The 18,887-nt window shown below is 68.1% G+C and carries 14 protein-coding genes; 6 read left to right on the forward strand and 8 right to left on the reverse strand.

Annotated elements, in window-relative coordinates; genetic code table 11:
* Nucleotides 1-133 precede the first annotated feature (133 nt).
* Nucleotides 134-1,828, forward strand: a complete 1,695-nt coding sequence (locus P5F91_RS03140) for a GH35 family beta-galactosidase (protein ID WP_277906474.1) — start codon at nt 134-136, stop codon at nt 1,826-1,828.
* Nucleotides 1,829-1,924: 96 nt separating this feature from the next.
* Entirely contained in the window at nt 1,925-4,801 is a 2,877-nt protein-coding gene (locus P5F91_RS03145) for a TonB-dependent receptor (protein WP_145612496.1), read from the forward strand.
* Nucleotides 4,802-4,954: 153 nt separating this feature from the next.
* Here P5F91_RS03145 and P5F91_RS03150 read toward each other — a convergent pair whose 3' ends face one another.
* From P5F91_RS03150 to P5F91_RS03160, 3 genes are all read right to left on the reverse strand, one after another.
* Nucleotides 4,955-5,467: a flavin reductase family protein gene (locus P5F91_RS03150; protein ID WP_145612495.1), complete on the reverse strand. Its 513-nt coding sequence runs from the start codon at nt 5,465-5,467 to the stop codon at nt 4,955-4,957.
* 227 nt (nt 5,468-5,694) lie between these two features.
* Nucleotides 5,695-6,324, reverse strand: coding sequence for a flavin reductase family protein (locus P5F91_RS03155; protein ID WP_145612494.1), 630 nt, complete (start codon nt 6,322-6,324; stop codon nt 5,695-5,697).
* A 177-nt stretch (nt 6,325-6,501) separates the two neighbouring features.
* On the reverse strand, nt 6,502-6,915 hold the full coding sequence (locus tag P5F91_RS03160) for a hypothetical protein (protein WP_145612493.1): 414 nt from the start codon (nt 6,913-6,915) through the stop codon (nt 6,502-6,504).
* A 299-nt stretch (nt 6,916-7,214) separates the two neighbouring features.
* Between P5F91_RS03160 and P5F91_RS03165 the strand changes: the two genes are divergently transcribed.
* Both P5F91_RS03165 and P5F91_RS03170 read left to right on the forward strand, forming a co-directional pair.
* On the forward strand, nt 7,215-7,562 hold the full coding sequence (locus P5F91_RS03165) for an Hsp20/alpha crystallin family protein (RefSeq protein ID WP_145612492.1): 348 nt from the start codon (nt 7,215-7,217) through the stop codon (nt 7,560-7,562).
* 10 nt (nt 7,563-7,572) lie between these two features.
* Nucleotides 7,573-8,121, forward strand: coding sequence for an inorganic diphosphatase (locus P5F91_RS03170; protein WP_145612491.1), 549 nt, complete (start codon nt 7,573-7,575; stop codon nt 8,119-8,121).
* On the opposite strand, the gene P5F91_RS03175 is transcribed toward P5F91_RS03170, so the two are convergent.
* The 4 genes from P5F91_RS03175 to P5F91_RS03190 all read right to left on the reverse strand — a co-directional run bounded on the left by P5F91_RS03175 (nt 8,111) and on the right by P5F91_RS03190 (nt 14,728).
* Nucleotides 8,111-11,155 carry an efflux RND transporter permease subunit gene (locus P5F91_RS03175; RefSeq protein WP_277906475.1) on the reverse strand — a complete coding sequence of 1,015 codons (3,045 nt, stop codon included), beginning with the start codon at nt 11,153-11,155 and terminating at the stop codon, nt 8,111-8,113. The genes P5F91_RS03170 and P5F91_RS03175 overlap by 11 nt on opposite strands.
* A complete protein-coding gene (locus P5F91_RS03180) occupies nt 11,152-12,192 on the reverse strand; it encodes an efflux RND transporter periplasmic adaptor subunit (protein ID WP_145612489.1) in 1,041 nt (346 codons plus the stop codon). Before P5F91_RS03180 ends, P5F91_RS03175 begins: the two co-directional genes overlap by 4 nt.
* Nucleotides 12,189-13,559: a TolC family protein gene (locus tag P5F91_RS03185; RefSeq protein ID WP_277906476.1), complete on the reverse strand. Its 1,371-nt coding sequence runs from the start codon at nt 13,557-13,559 to the stop codon at nt 12,189-12,191. Before P5F91_RS03185 ends, P5F91_RS03180 begins: the two co-directional genes overlap by 4 nt.
* A gap of 155 nt (nt 13,560-13,714) precedes the next feature.
* A complete protein-coding gene (locus P5F91_RS03190; RefSeq protein WP_145612487.1) occupies nt 13,715-14,728 on the reverse strand; it encodes a YncE family protein in 1,014 nt (337 codons plus the stop codon).
* 164 nt (nt 14,729-14,892) lie between these two features.
* Here P5F91_RS03190 and P5F91_RS03195 point away from each other — a divergent pair, with 164 nt between their 5' ends.
* Both P5F91_RS03195 and P5F91_RS03200 read left to right on the forward strand, forming a co-directional pair.
* The gene (locus tag P5F91_RS03195; protein ID WP_145612486.1) at nt 14,893-15,573 is read left to right on the forward strand and encodes a response regulator transcription factor; all 681 of its coding nucleotides are present in this window, start codon (nt 14,893-14,895) and stop codon (nt 15,571-15,573) included.
* Nucleotides 15,560-16,951 carry an ATP-binding protein gene (locus P5F91_RS03200; RefSeq protein WP_277906477.1) on the forward strand — a complete coding sequence of 464 codons (1,392 nt, stop codon included), beginning with the start codon at nt 15,560-15,562 and terminating at the stop codon, nt 16,949-16,951. Before P5F91_RS03195 ends, P5F91_RS03200 begins: the two co-directional genes overlap by 14 nt.
* Here the strand turns inward: P5F91_RS03200 and P5F91_RS03205 are convergent.
* Nucleotides 16,948-18,861 carry an AsmA family protein gene (locus tag P5F91_RS03205; RefSeq protein WP_277906478.1) on the reverse strand — a complete coding sequence of 638 codons (1,914 nt, stop codon included), beginning with the start codon at nt 18,859-18,861 and terminating at the stop codon, nt 16,948-16,950. The genes P5F91_RS03200 and P5F91_RS03205 overlap by 4 nt on opposite strands.
* Nucleotides 18,862-18,887 lie beyond the last annotated feature (26 nt).

An 18,887-nucleotide genomic window follows, 5' to 3' on the forward strand; every position in this document is an offset into this window, starting at 1 on the left:
GCATTTTAAAATAATTACCGGAATTATACCAATATTGTTTAAAAAATATATTGACAATATTGCTGTTTCCTGGAAATGGTAACGCTACCATTTAAAAGCGCCTCGAACGCGCTGGTTGAGGGAGGGGAGCGGAATGGGACGCCTGCATTCGGCCACCGGCCGGCAAACAAACACCTGGCGCTTGATGCTGGCCGCCAGCCTGGTCGCGCTGTCCACCGGGACGTCCTCCCCCACGGCCGCCCTGGCCGCCGTCCCCATCCTGGACCACCAAGGCACCGCCACCCGCCTCATGGTGGACGGCAGGCCGCTGTTGGTGCTGGGCGGTGAATTGGGCAATTCCAGCGCCTCCAGCCGGTCCTACATGGCCAAGTACTGGCCCAAACTGAAGGCCATGAACCTGAACACGGTTCTGTCGCCGGTTTATTGGGAACTGATCGAGGACAAGGAAGGGACGTTCGACTTTTCCACGGTTGACGGGCTGCTGGCCGACGCCCGCGCCCAGGACATGCATCTGGTGCTGCTGTGGTTTGGCGCCTGGAAGAACAGCATGTCCACCTACGTCCCCGGTTGGGTGAAGCGTGACCAGGCGCGCTTCCCGCGCGCCCGCGCCGCCAATGGTGCCAGCGTGGAAATCCTTTCCGCCTTCTCCCCGGCGCTCCGCGACGCCGACGCCAAGGCCTTCGCGGCCCTGATGGCGCATCTGAAGGCCGTTGATGCCAAAGGCACCGTGCTGATGGTGCAGGTGGAAAATGAGATCGGCATGCTGCCGGTGGCGCGCGAATGGGGCGATGCCGCCCAGGCCGCCTGGGCGCAGCCGGTGCCGGAGGCGCTGCTGCGCACCGTGCGCGAGGGCAAAACGGTGGAACCGGAGCTGCGCGCCCTGTGGCAGGCCCACGGCGCCAAGACCGCTGGCACATGGGGCCAGGTGTTCGGCGACGCCGACGTGGGGCAGGAGGTGTTCACCGCCTGGCATTACGCCCAGTACGCCGACGCCGTCACCCGTGCGGGCAAGGCTGCCTACCCCCTCCCCATGTACGTCAACGTGGCATTGAACCGGGCCGGCAAGACGCCGGGCGAATATCCCAGCGGCGGGCCCCTGCCCCATCTGATCGACGTGTGGAAGACCGGCGCGCCCAGCCTGGACCTGATCGGACCAGACATCTACTTCCACAATTTCAGTGACCTGGCCGGGCGGTACAAACGCGCCGACAATCCGCTGTTCATTCCCGAGGCCAACAACGTGACGGCGCCCGAGGTGCCGGCCAACGCCTTCTACGCAATCGGCAATCTGGACGCCTTCGGCTTCAGCCCCTTCTCCATCGAGAACGCGGACACCAAGAGCCAGGCGGCCATCACCGACGCCTACGGCCTGCTACGCCAGCTGACCCCCGCCATCCTTAAGGCGCAGGGGCTGGGTCGCATGGCGGGCTTCAAGCCCCGGGTGCTCGAGGATGGCACGGTGCTGGACGCCCCGGTCACGCGCACCCTGGGCGACTACCGCTTCACCGTCGGCTTCATCGACAGCTGGACGCCCAAGGCGGAGCAGGACACCGCCAGCCACGGCGGCCTAATCATCCAGACGGGGCCGGAGGAATACCTGATCGCCGGCCGCGGCCTGATCGTCACGGTCGCCGGTGAACCGGGCCCCAAGGGCGATGGCCCGGCGCTGGCCGGCATCGACAAGGCCGTCGAGGGCACGTTCGACGCGCAGGGCCGCTGGGTGCCGGGACGCTATCTGAACGGCGACCAGACCCACCAGGGTCGGCATATCCGCCTGCCCCCCGATCAGTTTCAGATCCAGCGGGTGACGTTCTACCGCTACCGCTGACCCGTATCCGCGCGGGATTGCCGCGCAAAACCAGAACCTTAACAACAGACCGCCCAATCCGGAGAGGGAGCCGCGGGCGATCAGGGAGGAAAAGAAATGGCATATTCAAAGAACTGGAAAGCATTACTGACGACCACCGCCCTGGCCGGCTCCGCGCTGCTGGGCATGATGTCGATGCAGGCCTACGCCCAGACGGCCTCGGCGGGCGATGATGCCGCGCTGGAGGAAATCACCGTCACCGGCATCCGGCGCAGCCTGTTGGACGCCACCGAGCAGAAGCGCAATTCCGTCGCCTTTGGCGACAGCATCTTCGCCGAGGATATCGGCAAGCTGCCGGCCACCAACCTGGCCGAGACCCTGAACCGCATCCCCGGCGTGAACCTGAACCGCGACATCGACGGCGAAGGCGTGCAGGTCTCCATCCGCGGCTTGGGCCCCAGCTTCTCCAAGGTGCTGCTGAACAACACCCAGATCGCGGTGGCGTCGGACGGCGGCACCAACGGCGGCAACGCCAACCGCGAAGTCGACTTGGATCTGTTCCCGTCCGAGCTGTTCACCCGCCTGGACGTGGAGAAGACGCCGGTCTCCTCCACCCTGGAAGGCGGCATTGCCGGCACGGTGAACCTGCACAGCGCCCGCCCCTTCGATAACGAGGGCACCCACGTCACCCTGATCGGCCAGGGCCAGTACACCAACGCCGACGGCGAGGTCAGCCCGCGCGGCGCCATGGTGGCCAGCCATACCTGGGGCCCCTTCGGCATCCTGGTCGGCGTGTCCGGCGTGAAGACCACGACCCGCATCGACGGCTTCGAGACCATCGGCTGGACCGACGGCAACCTGCCCGCCGGCAGCGGCGACGTCGGCACCGGCAACGGTTTCGTCTATGCCAGCACAGCCCCCCGCAACGTGGCGGGCCTCACCGCTGGCCAGCCGGTGAACCTGGCGCAGACGTCGGGCCTGACCCTGCCGCAGCTGGGCAGCGCGCAGATCCCGCGCCTGGGCCGCAACAGCTACACCTTCGGCGACCGTTCGCGCGTGTCCAGCCTGCTGTCCCTGGAATACCGCCCCAGCGACGAGTGGCACTTCGCCATCGACGGCCTGTGGGCCCAGTCCGACCGCGACTATCAGCGCCTGAACATGAACTGGTACGTCCGCAACTCCGGCCCCGGCACCAGCCCCACGTCCACCGGCGGCATGGTCCCCTTCAACCTGACCGTCGACAGCAACAACGTCGTGACCCAGGGCACCTTCGCCAATTCCAGCTTCTTCCTGGAAAACGACATCTTCAACCAGCATACCGAGTTCTACAACATCAACCCCACCCTGACCTGGAAGCCGTCCAAGGACTTCAAGGTCGATGCCCAGGTTAACTACGGCCACAGCACCTTCTTCCGTGAACAGCCGCAGTTCGACGTGCAGACGCCGGCGCAGTCCGGCCTGGTGGTCAGCTATCAGGCCAATGGCGCCAACGGCGAACCCATCATCGTGCCCAACCGCAACCTGAACGACCCGAACCTGGGTTGGAAGTGGTACCGCGTGAACGTGCAGAACGTGTACCGCGAGACCACGACCCGTGGCGCCCACATCGACACCCAGTACGGCGACGACAACGTCAACCTGAAGGTGGGCGGCGCCTATGACATGGCCAGCCGCATCATCCGCGCCTACGACAACAGCACGGCCTTCCAGACCTCCGTCTGCGGCGCCACCTGCGACGGGCTGTCGGGTTCGGTGCCCAATTCCCAGATCGGCCAGTACCTGCAGCCCATGAACATCAGCGACTTCGGTCACCTGGCCGGTGGCAACGTCGGCTACACCCAGTGGATCATGACCAACCTGTCGGCGCTGGAGAAGGCCACCAACTACGAATACTATAAGGAAACGGCGCCGCAGACGCGCAGCGCCGTGACCGGCGGTTCCGTCGGCAACATCTCGGAAAAGACCTTCGGCGGCTATGCCGAGGGTAACGCCAAGGATACCCTGCTGGGCCATGACGTGGCCATCAACATGGGCCTGCGTTACTTCCACACCGACCAGACCGTGACCAGCCCGCTGGTGACCGCGTCCGGCGCCCTGGTCGACCAGACGCTGAGCACCGGGTACAGTGACGTGCTGCCCTCGGCCAACGTGGTCTACAGCCTGACGGATGACATCAAGCTGCGCGCTTCGGCCTCGCGCAGCATCACCCGCGCCGACGCCAGCCAACTGCTGCCCGGCACCACCTTCTCCGACATCTCGGCGCAGGTGGCCAGCGCCGGCAACCCGAACCTGAAGCCCTACACCTCCAACAACATCGACATCGGTGGCGAGTGGTACACGGGCGGCCTGGGCTATATCGGCGCCGCCCTGTTCCGCAAGGACATCGACGGCTTCACCGTCACCACGCAGAAGACTGTGCCCTTCACCGCCCTGGGCATCAATTTCAGCGACCTGCAAACCAGCCAGCAGCAGGCCCTGCTGTTGCGCGGCGGCCCGAACGTGGCGACCGTCACGCTGACCCAGCCGGTCAACCTCAGCAAGCTGCTGCTGCAGGGCATCGAGCTGACCTGGGTGCAGCCGCTGGACTTCATCGTCGAGGGTCTGGGCTTCTCGGCCAACGGCACGCATATCGAGCAGAGCTCGGACAGCGGGCTGTTCGCCACCGGCATCGCCCCCTACAGCTACAATCTGCAGGCCTATTATGAAGGCCACGGCGTGTCGCTCAGCGTGAACTACGTCTGGAACGACCAGTCTACGGCCGCCAACGCCCCACAGAACAACATCAACGAGGCGTTGATCGCCGAGGCGCATGGCCAGTTGGACCTGTCCATGGGTTATCAACTGCCCTTCTTCAACGACAGCCTGCGCTTGACCGTGGATGCCCTGAACGTCACCAACGAGCCGCTGGTGACGCTGTTCGGCCACTCCAACTCGCCCTACAGCATCTATTACCCCGGCGTGCAGGTGATCTTCGGCGCCCGCGCCAAGTTCTGAGATCCAGTTCAGTCCCCCCTACGGTCCCAGGGGCCTCCCTTCCCTAGGGCCGTCCAAACTCGAGTTTTGGCAGTTAAAAACAAAAATCCCCGGGGGCGCCCGTCCCCCGGGGATTTCCTTTTGCGGCTTTACCGGTCTTAATCCGGCCGCGCCTCACCCCAGCCGGCGGTAACCGCCGTCGGCGTAGAGCAGCGGGTTGACCTCGGGCCGGCTGCGGGTCCACAGCACCTCCCCCACGATGACGCGGTGACTGCCGTGGGGCAGCTCGGCGGCGCGGCGACAGATCAGGGTGGATTGGGCGCCGATCAAGCAGGGGGCGCCCATGATGTCTTCCCACGCGTCGGGCCTGAAGCAGTCGGCCGTCCGGTTGGGGGCGCCGAAGGTCTTTGAGACCTCTTCCTGGTCGGCATAGAGGATGTTGATGGCGTAGGTGTCCACCGCCAGGATGCGGTCGTGCATGCTGCCGGACTGGTTCAGCGCGATCAGGACCGAGGGTGGCTCGAAGCTCAGGGAACACAGGGCGCTGACCGTGGCGCCCGCCGCCCCGTTCGTATCCCGCAGCGTCACCACGGAGACCGAGGCCGCCAAGCGGCGCATGGCCTGGCGCAGGCCATCCATGATGCTGGCGGCGTCATCGAGCGGTGGAAGGGCGGAGGACGTGGACATGAGGCCTCAACAGACAGCGCGATAGAGGGCACACCTTACCTGCCGGTGATGGTGTTGCCAGCCCAATGTTTCGGCACAAGACCCGAGCGGTGGGAATAGGACACCGCTTCATTCGGGATGACAAGGCGGATCGACGCTTAGTCAAAGGACTGTGCGCTGCGGTACCACACTGGCCCGCAGCGCCGTAATTGAATAGTTTTCAACAGCCATTTGCCTGCGCCCAATCATCATCCACGGGGCCTGTCCATGTCGAAACGGGTGTTGGGCGTGATGGCGGCATAGGCCGAGGGGCCGCCACCGCGCAGGATGATACCGGCGCCGAAGGTGTCGAAGACGCCATCGACGATCAGGTTGCGGGCGATATGGATGGCGACGGCCTCGCCCATCACCAGCCAGGAATCCACGGCCGTGCCGTCATGGCGGCGCAGGCGGTGGATGTCCGTCACCCGGCATTCGAAATGGACAGGGCTTTCGGCCACGCGCGGCACGTCGATGTGCACCGCCGGCAGCTGGGTCAGGCCGGCGGCCTCGAATTCGTTGGTCCCGTACGGCACGGGAGCGCTGGTGGCGTTCATCTGTTCCGCCAGGTCGCGTGTGGCGAGGTTCCAGACGAAGACGCCCGTTTCCTGGGCGTTGCGCAGGCTGTCCTTGGCGCTGGTGCTGCAGAAGCCCACGATGGGCGGGCGGTAGTTGAACAGGTTGAAGAAGCTGTAGGGCGCCAGGTTGACGCTGCCGTCCCGCCCCCTGCTGGAGATCCAGCCGATGGGGCGGGGTCCTACCATCGAGTTCAACGGGTCGTGCGGCAACCCATGGCCCTTGGCCGGCTCATAGGAATAGAGGTCATGGTGCTGGCGCATAAGATCCTGTCCCGGCGGTGGGGCGGCCGCCGCCGGCGTCTACCGGCGGTGGGGCGGCCGCCCAAATTGCTAACCGTCTGAACATAATGGCCCCGGCGCGCGCTTTGAACGCGGCGTCGACGCACAGGTCTGTTGCGCGACCGGCATCTGTTGCGTGACAGGCGAGGGCGCGGGCTGTCAGGCGACTTGTTTGGGCGCCGCGGCGGCACCGCCCCCGACGTCATCCCCCTTTGCCCCGTCGCCCTTGCCAATGGGCCCGTCCTCCAACGCGCCGATGCTGACTTGCAGCAGGCGGCTGATGCCCTCGGCGTAATCCTGGCTGGCCTTGAGGGCGAAGCGCTGGCCGCATTCCTGCAGTTCCTGCGGCGTGCGACAGGCCAACAATTCGGCGCAGGCCTCCCTGTCCTCGTGCATGCGCAGCTCCCAGAAACGGCTCATTTCCTGAAAGAAGGCCATGCCCCCATGGGCCATGCGGCCATAGGCGTGCTGGATGTCACCCAGCCAGGCGGCGTTGTCGGCCAGCATGGTGCCGAAGAGGGCTTGGTTGGTCCGGTCGTTCGGTGGAAACGGTGCTTTGACGGCGTCAGGCATGGCGTCCTCCCCTCTGTTGCGATCCCCGGCACGGATGGCACGGGCAAGGCCCCGATGCCGTGGGCGAGACGAACGAAACGAGCGGCGGGCCCGCACTGCTCTCCCCTGAGACGGGCTCAGGGGAGACGGTACCGGGTCGCCCGCTGGATGGAGTGGCGGGGCCAGCATAGCACAAGCCACCCGGCAGCCCCATCCCCCGTCAGCCCCTGCGGCGAATTGTTTTCGGCGCCGTTCCGGGAACGGAAAGGCCGCCCCGGCTCTTGAACCCATGAACAGCCATCCTCGACGGAGCGCCCGCCATGGCCCACTATTCCATCGACCACGGCACCACCATTGCCCGGGCCCTGGGCAGCCCAGCCGCCCCCACCCCGGCCACCGCCATCGACGTGCCTGCCACCGATGCGCCCGCCATCGACATCGTGGAGGCGGAGGAGGCGTTGTACATCATCACCGAACTGCCGGAAGACGTGCTGTCCGGCCCGTTCGCCGTGACACTGAAGGATCGGGCCCTGGTCCTGTGGGGACCGGAGGTGCCCCGGCGGCGGGTGCCACTGCCGTTCCGCCCCGATCCGCGGCTGGTGCGGACCGAGTTCCGTCGCGGCGTGATGACTGTAACCGTGCCCAAGGGCGGGACTTTCCTTGGCTGAGCGAGGGATCATGGACCAGGCGCCCCGCCCTGTTCCGGCCATGGACCGCCTGCCCGCCTTCGATCTGGAAAGCGGCCTGGTCAACACGGTTCTGGAAACGCCCAAGGGCTGCCCCGGAAAGCTGAAGTATGAGCCTGGGCTGGGCCTGTTCACGCTCAGTTACCTGCTGCCCCTGGGCCAGGTCTTCCCCCATAATTTCGGCTTCATCCCAGGAACGGAAGGACAGGACGGGGATCCCCTGGATCTGCTGTTGATACTGGACACGCCCCTGCCCACCGGCTTGCTGGTCCAGACGCGCCTGTTGGGCGTGATCATGGCGGAGCAGACGGACCAGAACGGCAAGACGGTGCGCAACGATCGCCTGCTGGGCGTGCCCGACCGGGCGCGGGAGCCTATCGCAGACGATCCCGTGCCTGTCCTGTCCCGCCAGTTGCTGGAGGACATCGAGGCCTTCTTCATCGATTACAACCGCCGGCGCGGCCGCCATTTCCGCCCCCTGGGCGTGGGCAACGCCGATGACGCCCGCGCCATCCTGGAGGCCGGCCTGATCAAGTCCTGACGCCGCGCATGGCCAGGCGGTACAGGCAGGGCATGACCAGCAGCACCAGTGGCAGCTGCACCGCCAGCCCGGACAGGATGGCGATGGCCAGCGGCTGCTGCATGCCCGCCCCTTCGCCCAGGCCGAAGGCCAGCGGCAGCAGGGTCAGCATGGCGGCCAGTGTCGTCATGGCGATGGGGCGGAAGCGGTTGCGCCCCGCCTGGGACAGCCGTTCCACCAGCGGCATGTCCGCCGGCAGGCTCTCAAACTCCGAGAAGAAGAAGATCGCCACCTCGGTCACGATGCCGATGACCATAGTCATGCCCATCATGGCGGTGATGTTCAGCTCCGTCCGTGTCAGCCACAGCCCCACGAACACCGCCCCCGCCGCCAGCAAGGGCATGACCAGGATGACCAGGGCGGTGATGAAGCTTTCGTACAGGAACAGCAGCAGGACGAAGACGGCCGCCACGGCGGCGGAGAATACGGTCAGCAGGCCGTGGAAGGCGATGCGCTGCTGCTGATAAAGCCCGCCGAGTTCATAGCGCAATGGCGCCTTCACCAGGTGCTGGCTGTCCAGCAGGGCGGTGACGTCAGCGGCGACGGAGCCCATGTCGCGCCCCTCTATGCGGGCGGTGACGGCCACCATGCCCTGCAGGTTCTCCTGCCCGATCTCCGGCTCCCCGCTCACCGGCACCACCGCTGCCACCCGCTTCAAGGGAAACATATGGCCGTCGGGCGCGCGCAGGCGCAGGTTGGCCACGTCGGTGTCGGTGGTGCGCATCGCCGCCGGCACCCAGACGCGCACCCCCACCTGCTTGGTGGCCAGCGCCGTCTGCAGCGGCAGCTGCGTCGCCACGGCCCCCTGCAGGTAATCAGCCACCGCCGCGGTGACGCCGGCCACGTCCATGCCCTCCACCGCCGCCCGGGCGGCGTCCACGCGGATGTCCAGGGCATCGCCTGCCGGGTTGACGCCGTCCTTGATGTCGACCACCCCGTCCACCTTGGCCAGGGCCGCCGCCACGGCGCGGGCCGTGGGCAGTACGGTCGCGGGATCGTCGCCGAAGATCTTGACCTCGATGGGCTGCGGCACGGCCGTCAGGTCGCCGATCAGATCCTCCATTTGCTGGGCGATCTCCACCTCAAGGCCCGGCACCTCGTGGGCGAGGCGGGCCCGCACCTCGGCGATGATCTCATCGATATCGCGGCGGCCGGTCGGTTTCAGGCGCACGAAATAATCGCCCCGGTTGGGCTCGTTCAGCTCCCCACCCAGACCAGCGCCAATGCGCCAGGACCAGGTCGCGACATCGGGGGTGCCGGCCAGGATGGCATCAACCTGGTGCAGCAGGCGGGCCGTCTCCGTGATGGCCGTGCCGGGGGCGCTGCGGTAGTCCAGGACAAAGCCGCCCTCATCCATGTCGGGCATGAAGCCGGAACCCACGGCGCGATAAGCCAGGCCACCCAGGACGATCAGGGGAACCAGGCCGGCCAGCGCCAGCCACGGCCGGGCCAGGAGGCGCGCCGACAGCCGTCCGTAGCGGTCGTCCACCCAGGCCTGCACCCTGCCCGCGCCGTGCGGCCTGTGGATGTCCACCAGCCGTTCCACCGCCAGCGGCACCGCCAGCCAGGTGATGATGAAGGAAAAGGCCAGGCCGGAGGCCATGGTCAGCGACAGCGCCTGGAAAAAGGCGCCGGTGACGCCGTTCAGGAAAGCCAGGGGAACGAAGATGACCAGGGTGGCGGCGCTGGATCCGGCCAGGGGCCGCGTGAATTCCCGCGCGGCGGCCAACACGCCGCCGCCGCCGTCACCATGTCCTTCGCGCAGGCGGCGCACGATGTGTTCCACCATGACGATGGCATCGTCGATGATCAGGCCCACCGCCGCCGCCATGCCCCCCAGGGTCATGATGTTGAAGCTGAGGTGCAGGATGCTCAGCAGCGCCACCGTGGCCGCCAGCGCCGCCGGTACCACCAGGGCGGCGATCAAGGTGATGCGCACGTCGCGCAGGAACAGCCACAGCACCAAGGCCGCCAGCACGATGCCGATCAGCACGGCGTCGCGCACACTGGCCGCGGAGGCAAGCACCAGCTGGCTCTGGTCGTACCAGTTGCTGACCGTGACGCCCTTGGGCAGGCTGGCCGCCGCCAAGCGGTCGCGCACAGCCGCCGCGATGCGCACGCTGTTGCCGTCGCGCTGCTGATAGACGTTCAGCAGCACGGCATTGCGGCCACCGGCCGTCACCCGCGTCCATTGCGGCACGGTGCCGTCCACCACCTGGGCCACGTCGCCCACCGTCACGACACCGCCAGCACCGCTGGACAGCACGACGTGGCGCACGGCATCGAGGCCGCCCAGGCTGTTGTCCGATACCACCAGGAACAGCTTGTAATGATCTTCGATGCGGCCAACGGCCTGCACCAGGCTGGCGTTGCCCACCGCCTTGACCACGTCCTCGAAGGCCAGGCCGTGGGCCAGCAGGCGGTCGGGATCGGCGATGACCTGGAATTCCTGCTCCGCCCCGCCGGTGACACCCACCTCGGCAACACCCTCGATGCCGGCCAGCAGGGGGCGCAGTTGGTACTGGGCCAAGTCCCGCAGCCGCGTGGGCGACAGGGTATCGGAGGTCAGGCTGTAGGCGATGATGGGGAAGACGGTAGGTTCCATGCGGCGCACGGTGGCGGTGGAGCCCGCCGGCAGGGTAGGCAGCACCTGCCCCACCGCCGCGTTCACCTGCAGCTCCGCCGTGGTCATATCGGTGCCCCAGGCGAAGGTGATGGACAGTTCCGCACTGCCCCGGCTGGTGGTGGAGCGCACGTCCGTGACCCCGGGCACCCGGTGCACCGCCTGTTCCAGCGGCCTTGTGGCCAGCAGCAGCATCTGCGGCGCCGGCCGGTCGCCGGCATCCAGCGAGACCCGCACCCGGGGGAAGGTCACGGTGGGAAACAGGGTGACGGGCAGACGAGCCGCCATGATCAGGCCCGCCAGTACCGGCAGGGCCAGCAGGCACAAGAGCGAGCGGCGATGGGCGGCCACCCACGCGGTGAAACTGGTCATCGGGCGGCCTCGACCTTGACGGCCCCGCCGTCCTCCAGACCGTAATTGCCCAGGATGATGACCGGCAGCTTGGGGTCCAGCTTGTCGCCGCTGACCTCCGTGCCGGCGGGGCCCTCCACGCCGGTCTCGACACTCACGCGCCGGGCCTTGGCCCCCGCTAGCTGGAACAGGTAGGCGCCGTCCTCATCCGTCAGCACCGCCTGCCGGGGCACGACATAGCCGTCGTGCCGGTCGGTGATGATGGCGATGCGGGCCGGGGTGCCGGGCAGCGCACCGCCACCCGCCTGCAGGATGACGGTCACGTCCACCCAGCGGGTGGCGGGGTTCAGCATGCCGGCGATGCCGGCCACCGTGCCGGTAAGGGCAGTGCCGGCCCCCACCAGCGGCGTCACCGTCACAGGTTGGCCCACCTTCACCGTGGCGACCTCGGCCGGGTCCACGCCCGCCACCACGCGCACGCCCGCGCCCCGGCCCAGCCGCACCACGGGCGCGCCCGGCTGGATGCGATCACCCAAGGCCACGGGGATGCTGTCGACATAGCCATCGAAGGGGGCGGCCAGGGTTTCGGTGGTGTGATCGGTGCCCAGGTGCTGCTCCGCCTCCAGGGCGCTGCGCGCGTCCCGTTCGGCCTGCTCCGCCGCCGCCACCTGGGAATTGGTCGCCAGGTGCTGGTCGCGCAGGGCGCGCGCCCGCTCCAGCTCCCCCGTGGCGAAGGTCAGGGCCGAGCGCGCCTTGGCATAGCCGGCGGCGGCCGTGGGGTCTGTCGCCAGATCCACCAGGGGGGCACCTTTGGCCACCGGCTGGCCAGGCCGCACCAGCACGCGGGCCACCTGCCCCGCCCGCTGGAAACTCACGTTGACCAGGGCGTCGCTGTCCGGCGTCAGGGTGCCGTAACCGCCGACGGTGACGCTGACCGCCTGGCGGGCCAGGGGCGCGGCGCGCACGGTGGCGACGGGCGCCGGCTCCTCGGCGGCATGGGCGCCACCGGCCAGCAGGGTCGCGGCCAGCAGCGTGGCGCGCAGGGCGGACTTGGTCATGGGGTCGCTTTCTCGATCGCGTCTGGGGCCGTGCCCAGGTTTTCCGGCACATCGCCACCGATCAGGGTCATGAGGTCGACGCGCTGTTCCTGCACCGTCTGGTCCAGCTTCAACGCCTCCAGCCGGCGGGACAGCAGGGCACCCTGCAGGTCGGCGAAGGTGCGCTCATCGAGGCTGCCGGCGCGGAAAGCGGCGTCGGCGTCGGCCGCCGCCCGTTCCAGGGTGGCGATGCTGTCGGCCGTCGCCCGCGCCTGGGCCTCCAGCTGGTCCAGGGCCAGCAGGCCCTGGCCGACGCCGGCCACCGCGGCGTCCAGGCGCGCCTGATAGTCCTGGCGCAGCTGCTCCCGTGTCGCGCGCTGCACGGCGATGGCGCCCTGGTTGCCATCGAACAGCGGCAGGCTGATGGACAGCGCCAGACTCTGCGTCTTGACGTTGGAGGTGTCGCGGGCGCGGTTGCTGCCGATGCTAAGGGCCGGGAACTGGCCCAGCACCGCCTGCCACACCGCCTGCTCCTGCGCCCGGTAGCCGGCCCTCAGCGCCAGCAGGTCGGGCCGGCGGCCGGCCAATTGGGGCAGATCGGCCCGGATGCGGTCGGCCGGCGGCAGGGGCAGGTCGCCGGCCGTCAGGGGCGCAAGGGCCAGGGTGGCAGCGGGCGTCAGGCCCAGCAGGGCGTTTAGGTCCATGCGGTTGCGCAAGGCCTGCTGCTCCAGGTCATGCAGCTGGGTTTCCACGCCGTTCAGCGCCGCCAGGTCGCTGACGACGTTGGGCAGGGTTTCGTCCCCCCGGCCCATGGCGGTGCTGGTGCGGCGATAGCGGTCGGCGAACAGGGCGCGATTGGCCTCCAGCACGGCGCGCTGGCGCTCGAAGGCATGGGCCCGCACCACCAGCAGCCGCGCCTGGGACACCACCTGCCATTCCTGCCACAGCAGGTCCAGCTCCGCCCCCCGCAGGGTGGCCGCCGCGGCGTCCTTGCGGGAGGATCGGGTGAGGAAAGGCATGACGTCCTGCATCAGGCCGAGGGTGAAGGCGTCCATCACCGCGGGGCCCGAGGTGAGGAAGCCGTAGTCGACCGACAGCTGCGGGTTGGGCAGCAGCCCCGCCGTGAACGCCTCCGCCACCGCCACGCCATGCTGGGCGCGGGCGGCCTTCAGCTCGGGATTGCGGGCCACGGCCACCATGGCCACCGCATCGACGTCCAGCGGACGGGCCGGATCGACGGCGTGGCGGCGCAGGGCCGGCAGGGGCATGGCCGCCGGGTCTACGGTGATGCCCGCCAGGCCCTGCGCCAGGTCGGGCGCATCAGCCAGGGGGGCCGGGCTGTAGCTGGCGCAGCCGGCCAAGCTGGACAGGGCCAGAAGGCCGCCCAAGCCCCTTGATTTCCATATGCGTGGGATCATGCGGCAGGTTCTGGAGGAAGAGGTCGCGAAATCATGGATGCACGACGCCAGAAGACGGGTCTACCCTCCATTGACTTTTCAGTTAGTCTTCGACACTCACGCATTTGTCATGAATGGCGACGCCTTCATTGGGCCGGTTCCAGCACCATCACATGGAAGCTGCCCGGCACCATGGACGGACGCCCCCCGGCCTTGGCAGCCTCGAAGGTTGCCGTCGGCAGATAGACACGGCCGGTCACAGGGTCCAAGGCGCCAGTGCGAGCGCCTTTCTCCGTCGGCACCATGGCGGTGACGGCGGGCACGCCCCGGGCATCCTGGCTCAACACCGTCAGCACGCCGTCATGGCCGCAAGGAATCAGGAAACGGTGGTTCCTGGCATCCAGGATGACCGCGTCGGCCCCCTGGCCTATGGACAGGCTGGCCAGGACATGGCCGTCGGCAGCATTCATGGCCACGGCCCGGCCGCTGGAACAGGCGGTGACCAGGATGCCCGTGGCCGGGTCCAAGGCAAGCCCGGTGGGACCGTCGCAATCCGCCAGCGGCCGTCGCGCCAGCACGGCATGGCCGGGCAGGTCGACCACCACCAGTTCGTTCCTGTCCTCCACGTTGACGTAGAGATGGCCCTGCGCGTCTACCGCGGCGAATTCCAGCGCACCACCCACGGCGATGTGGCCGACGACGGTGCGGGCGGCCGGATCGATCAGGGTGATGTCGCCCTGCTTGCCGTCCATCACCGCGACCAGCTTGCCGGCCCGGACCACGGCGTCCGGCTTGGTCCCGGTGGGCAGGCTGGCCAGGACGGCGCCGTCGGCCGTGTTGAACAGGGTGGCGGTGTTGCTGTCGCCGTTGGTGCTGACCGCCATGCCGCCGCCCAGCGGCAACACGCCGTGCACCCGCTGGCCCGGCACCAGGGTGGGCGTCAACCGACCACTGTCCAGGTCCAGCGCCAGCACGCCGTCGCCACGGGCCACGTACAGCCGGCGGGCGTCGGCGTCCACGCTGGCGTAGTCCCACGGCCCATCGGGTGCGGCGATGCTGGCGCCCTTGCGGTAAGGCGCGTCGGCGGCACCGGCCGGCCCCACGGTGGCGAGGCCGGCGGACAGGAAGGCGATGGCGGCGAGGGAAAGGCGGCAGGGCATGATCGGGACGTCCAAGCGATGAAACCCCTGCTCAATAACCGCATCCTGGCCGGGGAAACGCTAACTTTTGCGTTAGGGCCGCGTCTGCCCTGGTGCCCCACCGCGGCAAGGCCGCTATCGTGCGCCGAGATGCCCTGAGAATGCCCTGCCAGAGTTGCCCACCCATGCCCAGGATATTGGTGATCGAGGATGAGGAGCGGACGGCGCGCGAGATCGTCGATGCGCTGAAAGCCGAAGGCTATGCCGTCGACCTTCGCGCCGACGGCCCCGCCGGCCTGGCGGCGGCGCGCAGCGGCCATTACGACGCCATCACCCTGGATCGCCTGCTGCCGGGCCTGGACGGGCTGACCTTGCTGGCCGACCTGCGGCGGGAGGGGGTGACCACGCCCGTGCTGGTGGTCAGCGCCTTGGATGGCGTGGACGACAAGGTGCGGGGACTGCGCGCCGGCGGCGACGACTATCTCACCAAGCCCTTCGCCCTGGCCGAGCTGGTGGCGCGGGTCATGGCCCTGGCCCGCCGCCGGGCGGACAAGCCGGCCGGCACCCTGCTGCAGGCGGGCCCCCTGGTCATGGACCTGATGAACCGGCGGGCCACGCGCGGGGCGCGGGACCTGGACCTGACACCGCGCGAGTTCCGCTTGCTGGAATATTTCGTCCGCAACGCGGAACAGACCTTGACCCGCAGCATGCTGTACCAGGCGGTGTGGGAATACAGCTTCGATCCCGGCACCAACGTCATCGACGTGCATATCGGCCGCCTGCGCCGCAAGGTGGATTGGGATAACGAGGACCCGATGATCCGCACCGTGCGCGGCGGGGGCTGGCGCCTGCATGCCCCGGATTGAACGGTTCCGCCTGGCGGACCTGCCCCGCACCACCGCCTTCCGCATGACCCTGCTGTTCGGCGTGCTGATGATCACCGCCGTGCTGCTGGTGCTGGGCTTCGTCTACTGGCGCACGGGCGTGTTCCTGACCCGCCGGCTGGACGACACCCTAGTGCGCGAGACGGAGGAGTTCCTGCGCACCTCGGTGCCGGAGCAATCCGCCCATATCGACAGCCTGGTGGACAGCGACGGCCGGGGGTATTGGAAGGCCCTGCTGCTGGCGCCCGACGGTCACGTCCTGGCCGGCAACCTGCCGGCGTTGCCGCCGGAATTGAAGGACGCCGACGGCAAGGTCCACGCCCTGCCCCACGGCGCCGGCCCGATGCCGGAGCACCATCACAAGGCACGCGGACTGGCACACCGCCTGCCGGACGGGGGCGTCCTGGTGCTGGCCCTGCGCACCGATGAGGTGCACGAGGTGCGCGAATTGATCCTGCGCGCCATGGCGGCCGGCCTGGTAGGCAGCGTCGGCCTGGCCCTGGCGGGCGGCTTGGCACTGAGCTTCGGCACCCTGCGCCGCATCGAGGCCATCCATCGCGCCAGCGCCACCATCATGGCAGGCGACCTGTCGCAGCGCCTGCCCACGCGCGGTTCCAGCGACGACTTCGACAAGCTGGCCGCCATCGTCAACGCCATGCTGGGCAAGATCGAGGGGCTGATCGGCGACGTGAAGGCGGCGGGCGACAACATCGCCCACGATCTGCGCACCCCCCTTACCCGCCTGCGCACCCGGCTGGAGGGTGCCCTGCGCCGGGGCGGCGATGTCGAGACCCATCGCGCCGCCATGGAAGACGCCATCAGCGACGCCGACCAGATCCTGGCGACCTTCCGCGCCCTGCTGCGCATCGCGGAGGTGGAGGACGGCCGCCGCCGCGCGGCCTTCGCCCCCGTCGACCCCGCGGCGCTGGCCACCGCCGCCGCCGAGCTGTATGAACCGCTAGCCACCGCCCAGGGCCTGGCCTTCGCCGCCGACATCCACCCGGTCGGATCCGTCACCGGCGACGCCGACCTGCTGTTCGAGGCGCTGGGCAACCTGCTGGACAACGCCATCAAGTTCACAGCCATCAAGTATGGCGGGGCGGGCGGCGCCGTCAGCCTGACCCTGCGGCAAGAGGCGGGACAGGTGCCGGAACTCATGGTCCGCGACACCGGGCCCGGCATCACGCCCGAACAGCGGAACATGATGTTCCGCCGCTTCACCCGCGGCGACGACGCCCGCCATACGCCAGGCAACGGCCTGGGTCTCAGCCTGGTGGCCGCCGTGGTGCAACTGCACGGCTTCCACCTGGACGTCGAGGACGGCCAGCCGGGCTGCGTCATGCGGGTCAGGCTGGGCTAATCGGCGGCCAACAGCTGCCGCGTCAGGCCGTCGCAATCCACATCGTCGGCGCCGCCGAAGTCGGGCAGCGGGATGGGGATCAAGCGGCCGATGGTGATGCGGGGGGAGCGGATCTTGCCCCTGACCACCACGGGGGCGTGCAGGTCCAGAAGGTCGAACTTCTTGGTGTCGGCCGTGACCTCGGTATCCACCTCCTGGGTCTTCAACCGAACCTCGCCGTTGACGTGGACAACCGATTTGCGGGTGTCCATCAGGGTGCGGTCGAAAGCCACCTGGCCATGGTTGAAATTCAGGCGGCCCAGGGCGCAGCGAATGGGGATCTGGTCGTCGCCGGTGATGTACAGCACCAGGGCATCGGCGATCTGCAAGCCGGCCAGGCTGACCATCAGGGAACTGATGGTACCACCGGACATGGTGACGACGACGTTGCCTGTGGCCGAACCCATGACCTCTGCCAAGGAATGGCCATTCCCCACCAGTTGCACGCGCCCCCTCAGCTTGCCCGTGGTGGTGTCGAAATAGTCCGACCCGCGGAAGAAGGTCTTCAGGTCCACGTCCTGGTAGGTCAGATTGGCGCGGGCCTGCGGGTTGTCGGTGCGGGCGTCCAGCGCCAGGGTGCCGGCCAGGGTGCCGCCGGCCACGCTCATGCGCAACGGGTCCACCATCGCCTGCCCGTCCCGGACGCGCACACGGAAGTTCAGCGTCTGCACCGGCAGGTAGTCCGGCGCCACCACGTGGCGGGCGTCCAGGCTGACATCCATGTTCATGGCGCGCAGCCGTTCCATTTTCAGCGGTAGGTTGGGGAACAGGTCCCCCGTCGCCTCCAGCTGGGCCTGGGTCTTCTTCTGCTCCGCCGAGAGGTTGCCCTTGGCGCCGGGCGTGGCGCCCACCAGGGGGGCCAGGTCGGCGAAGGCCAGGTGGTCGGATGTGAGATGCGCCGTGAGGAAAGAGGGCTTGGCATGGTGGTCGATGGCGATGTCCCCGGCCAGGTCGCTGTCGCCCGCATGCCAGGCCATGTCCACCACCCGCCAGACGCCGGGCTCATGCGTCAGCTTGCCAGTGATGCGGTACGGCGGCGTGGGCGGGCCCGGAATGCCCAGCAGGGGAAAGATGTCCGAGAGGTTGGGGCCGGACAGCGCCACCTGCACATTGGATCCTGTGAATTGGAAGGGATCCTCCAAAGTGCCGTTCACCGTCAGCTTGGTGGCCCCGTAATCAACCTTCAGGTCCACGGGATAAGGCTGGTCCGTGTCGCGCAGCATGAGGACGCTGCCGCCGACGAAGTGCACGGTCAGGGGCTGGTTCTCGATGCTGCCCTTCAGATCCAGTTCGGCCTTGGGTTCAGCTGGGGCCTGGCCGGTGGCCGTCTGCACCGTGCCGTCCAGGTTCAGCTTGCGCTTGGCGTCGCGATAGCTGACGCGGCCGTCGTCGATCTCCAGCCGGCCGATCAACGGCACCTCATCCCGGCTCTCGGGCTTCAGCTGATTCACGGTGCCACTGGCCACCGGACTTTCCGCCGGGCTCCAGTTCCATTGTTCCTGGTCGTTCTTTTCCAGCGCCACCACCGGCTGGCGCAGGATCAACTGGGGGAACACCAGGTCGCGGTGCAGCAGCAGGGGTTTGAGCTCGATATCCAGTTCGATCTGCTTGGCCGTGAACAGGTGCGGCGCCTGGCCCCAGTCGGTGTTGGAGACCTGCACGTCGTCCAGCAGGATGTGGGTGACCCAGCCCCAATGGACGGAGATCTTGCCGATCTTGGTCTTGCGCCCGGAAAAGGCGTCGGCCCGGTTTTCCAATTGGGCGCGCACATAGTCGGACGTGACGAAGAAATAGACTCCCGTTCCGGCCAGCAGCACCAGTACCACCAGCACACCCAGGGACCAGCCGATTATCTTGAATGCCCGTCGCATGGCGCAAATCCGTAAAGCAGGTTCCG

It is taken from the genome of Nitrospirillum amazonense, assembly GCF_029594735.1.
GTDB lineage: Bacteria > Pseudomonadota > Alphaproteobacteria > Azospirillales > Azospirillaceae > Nitrospirillum > Nitrospirillum amazonense.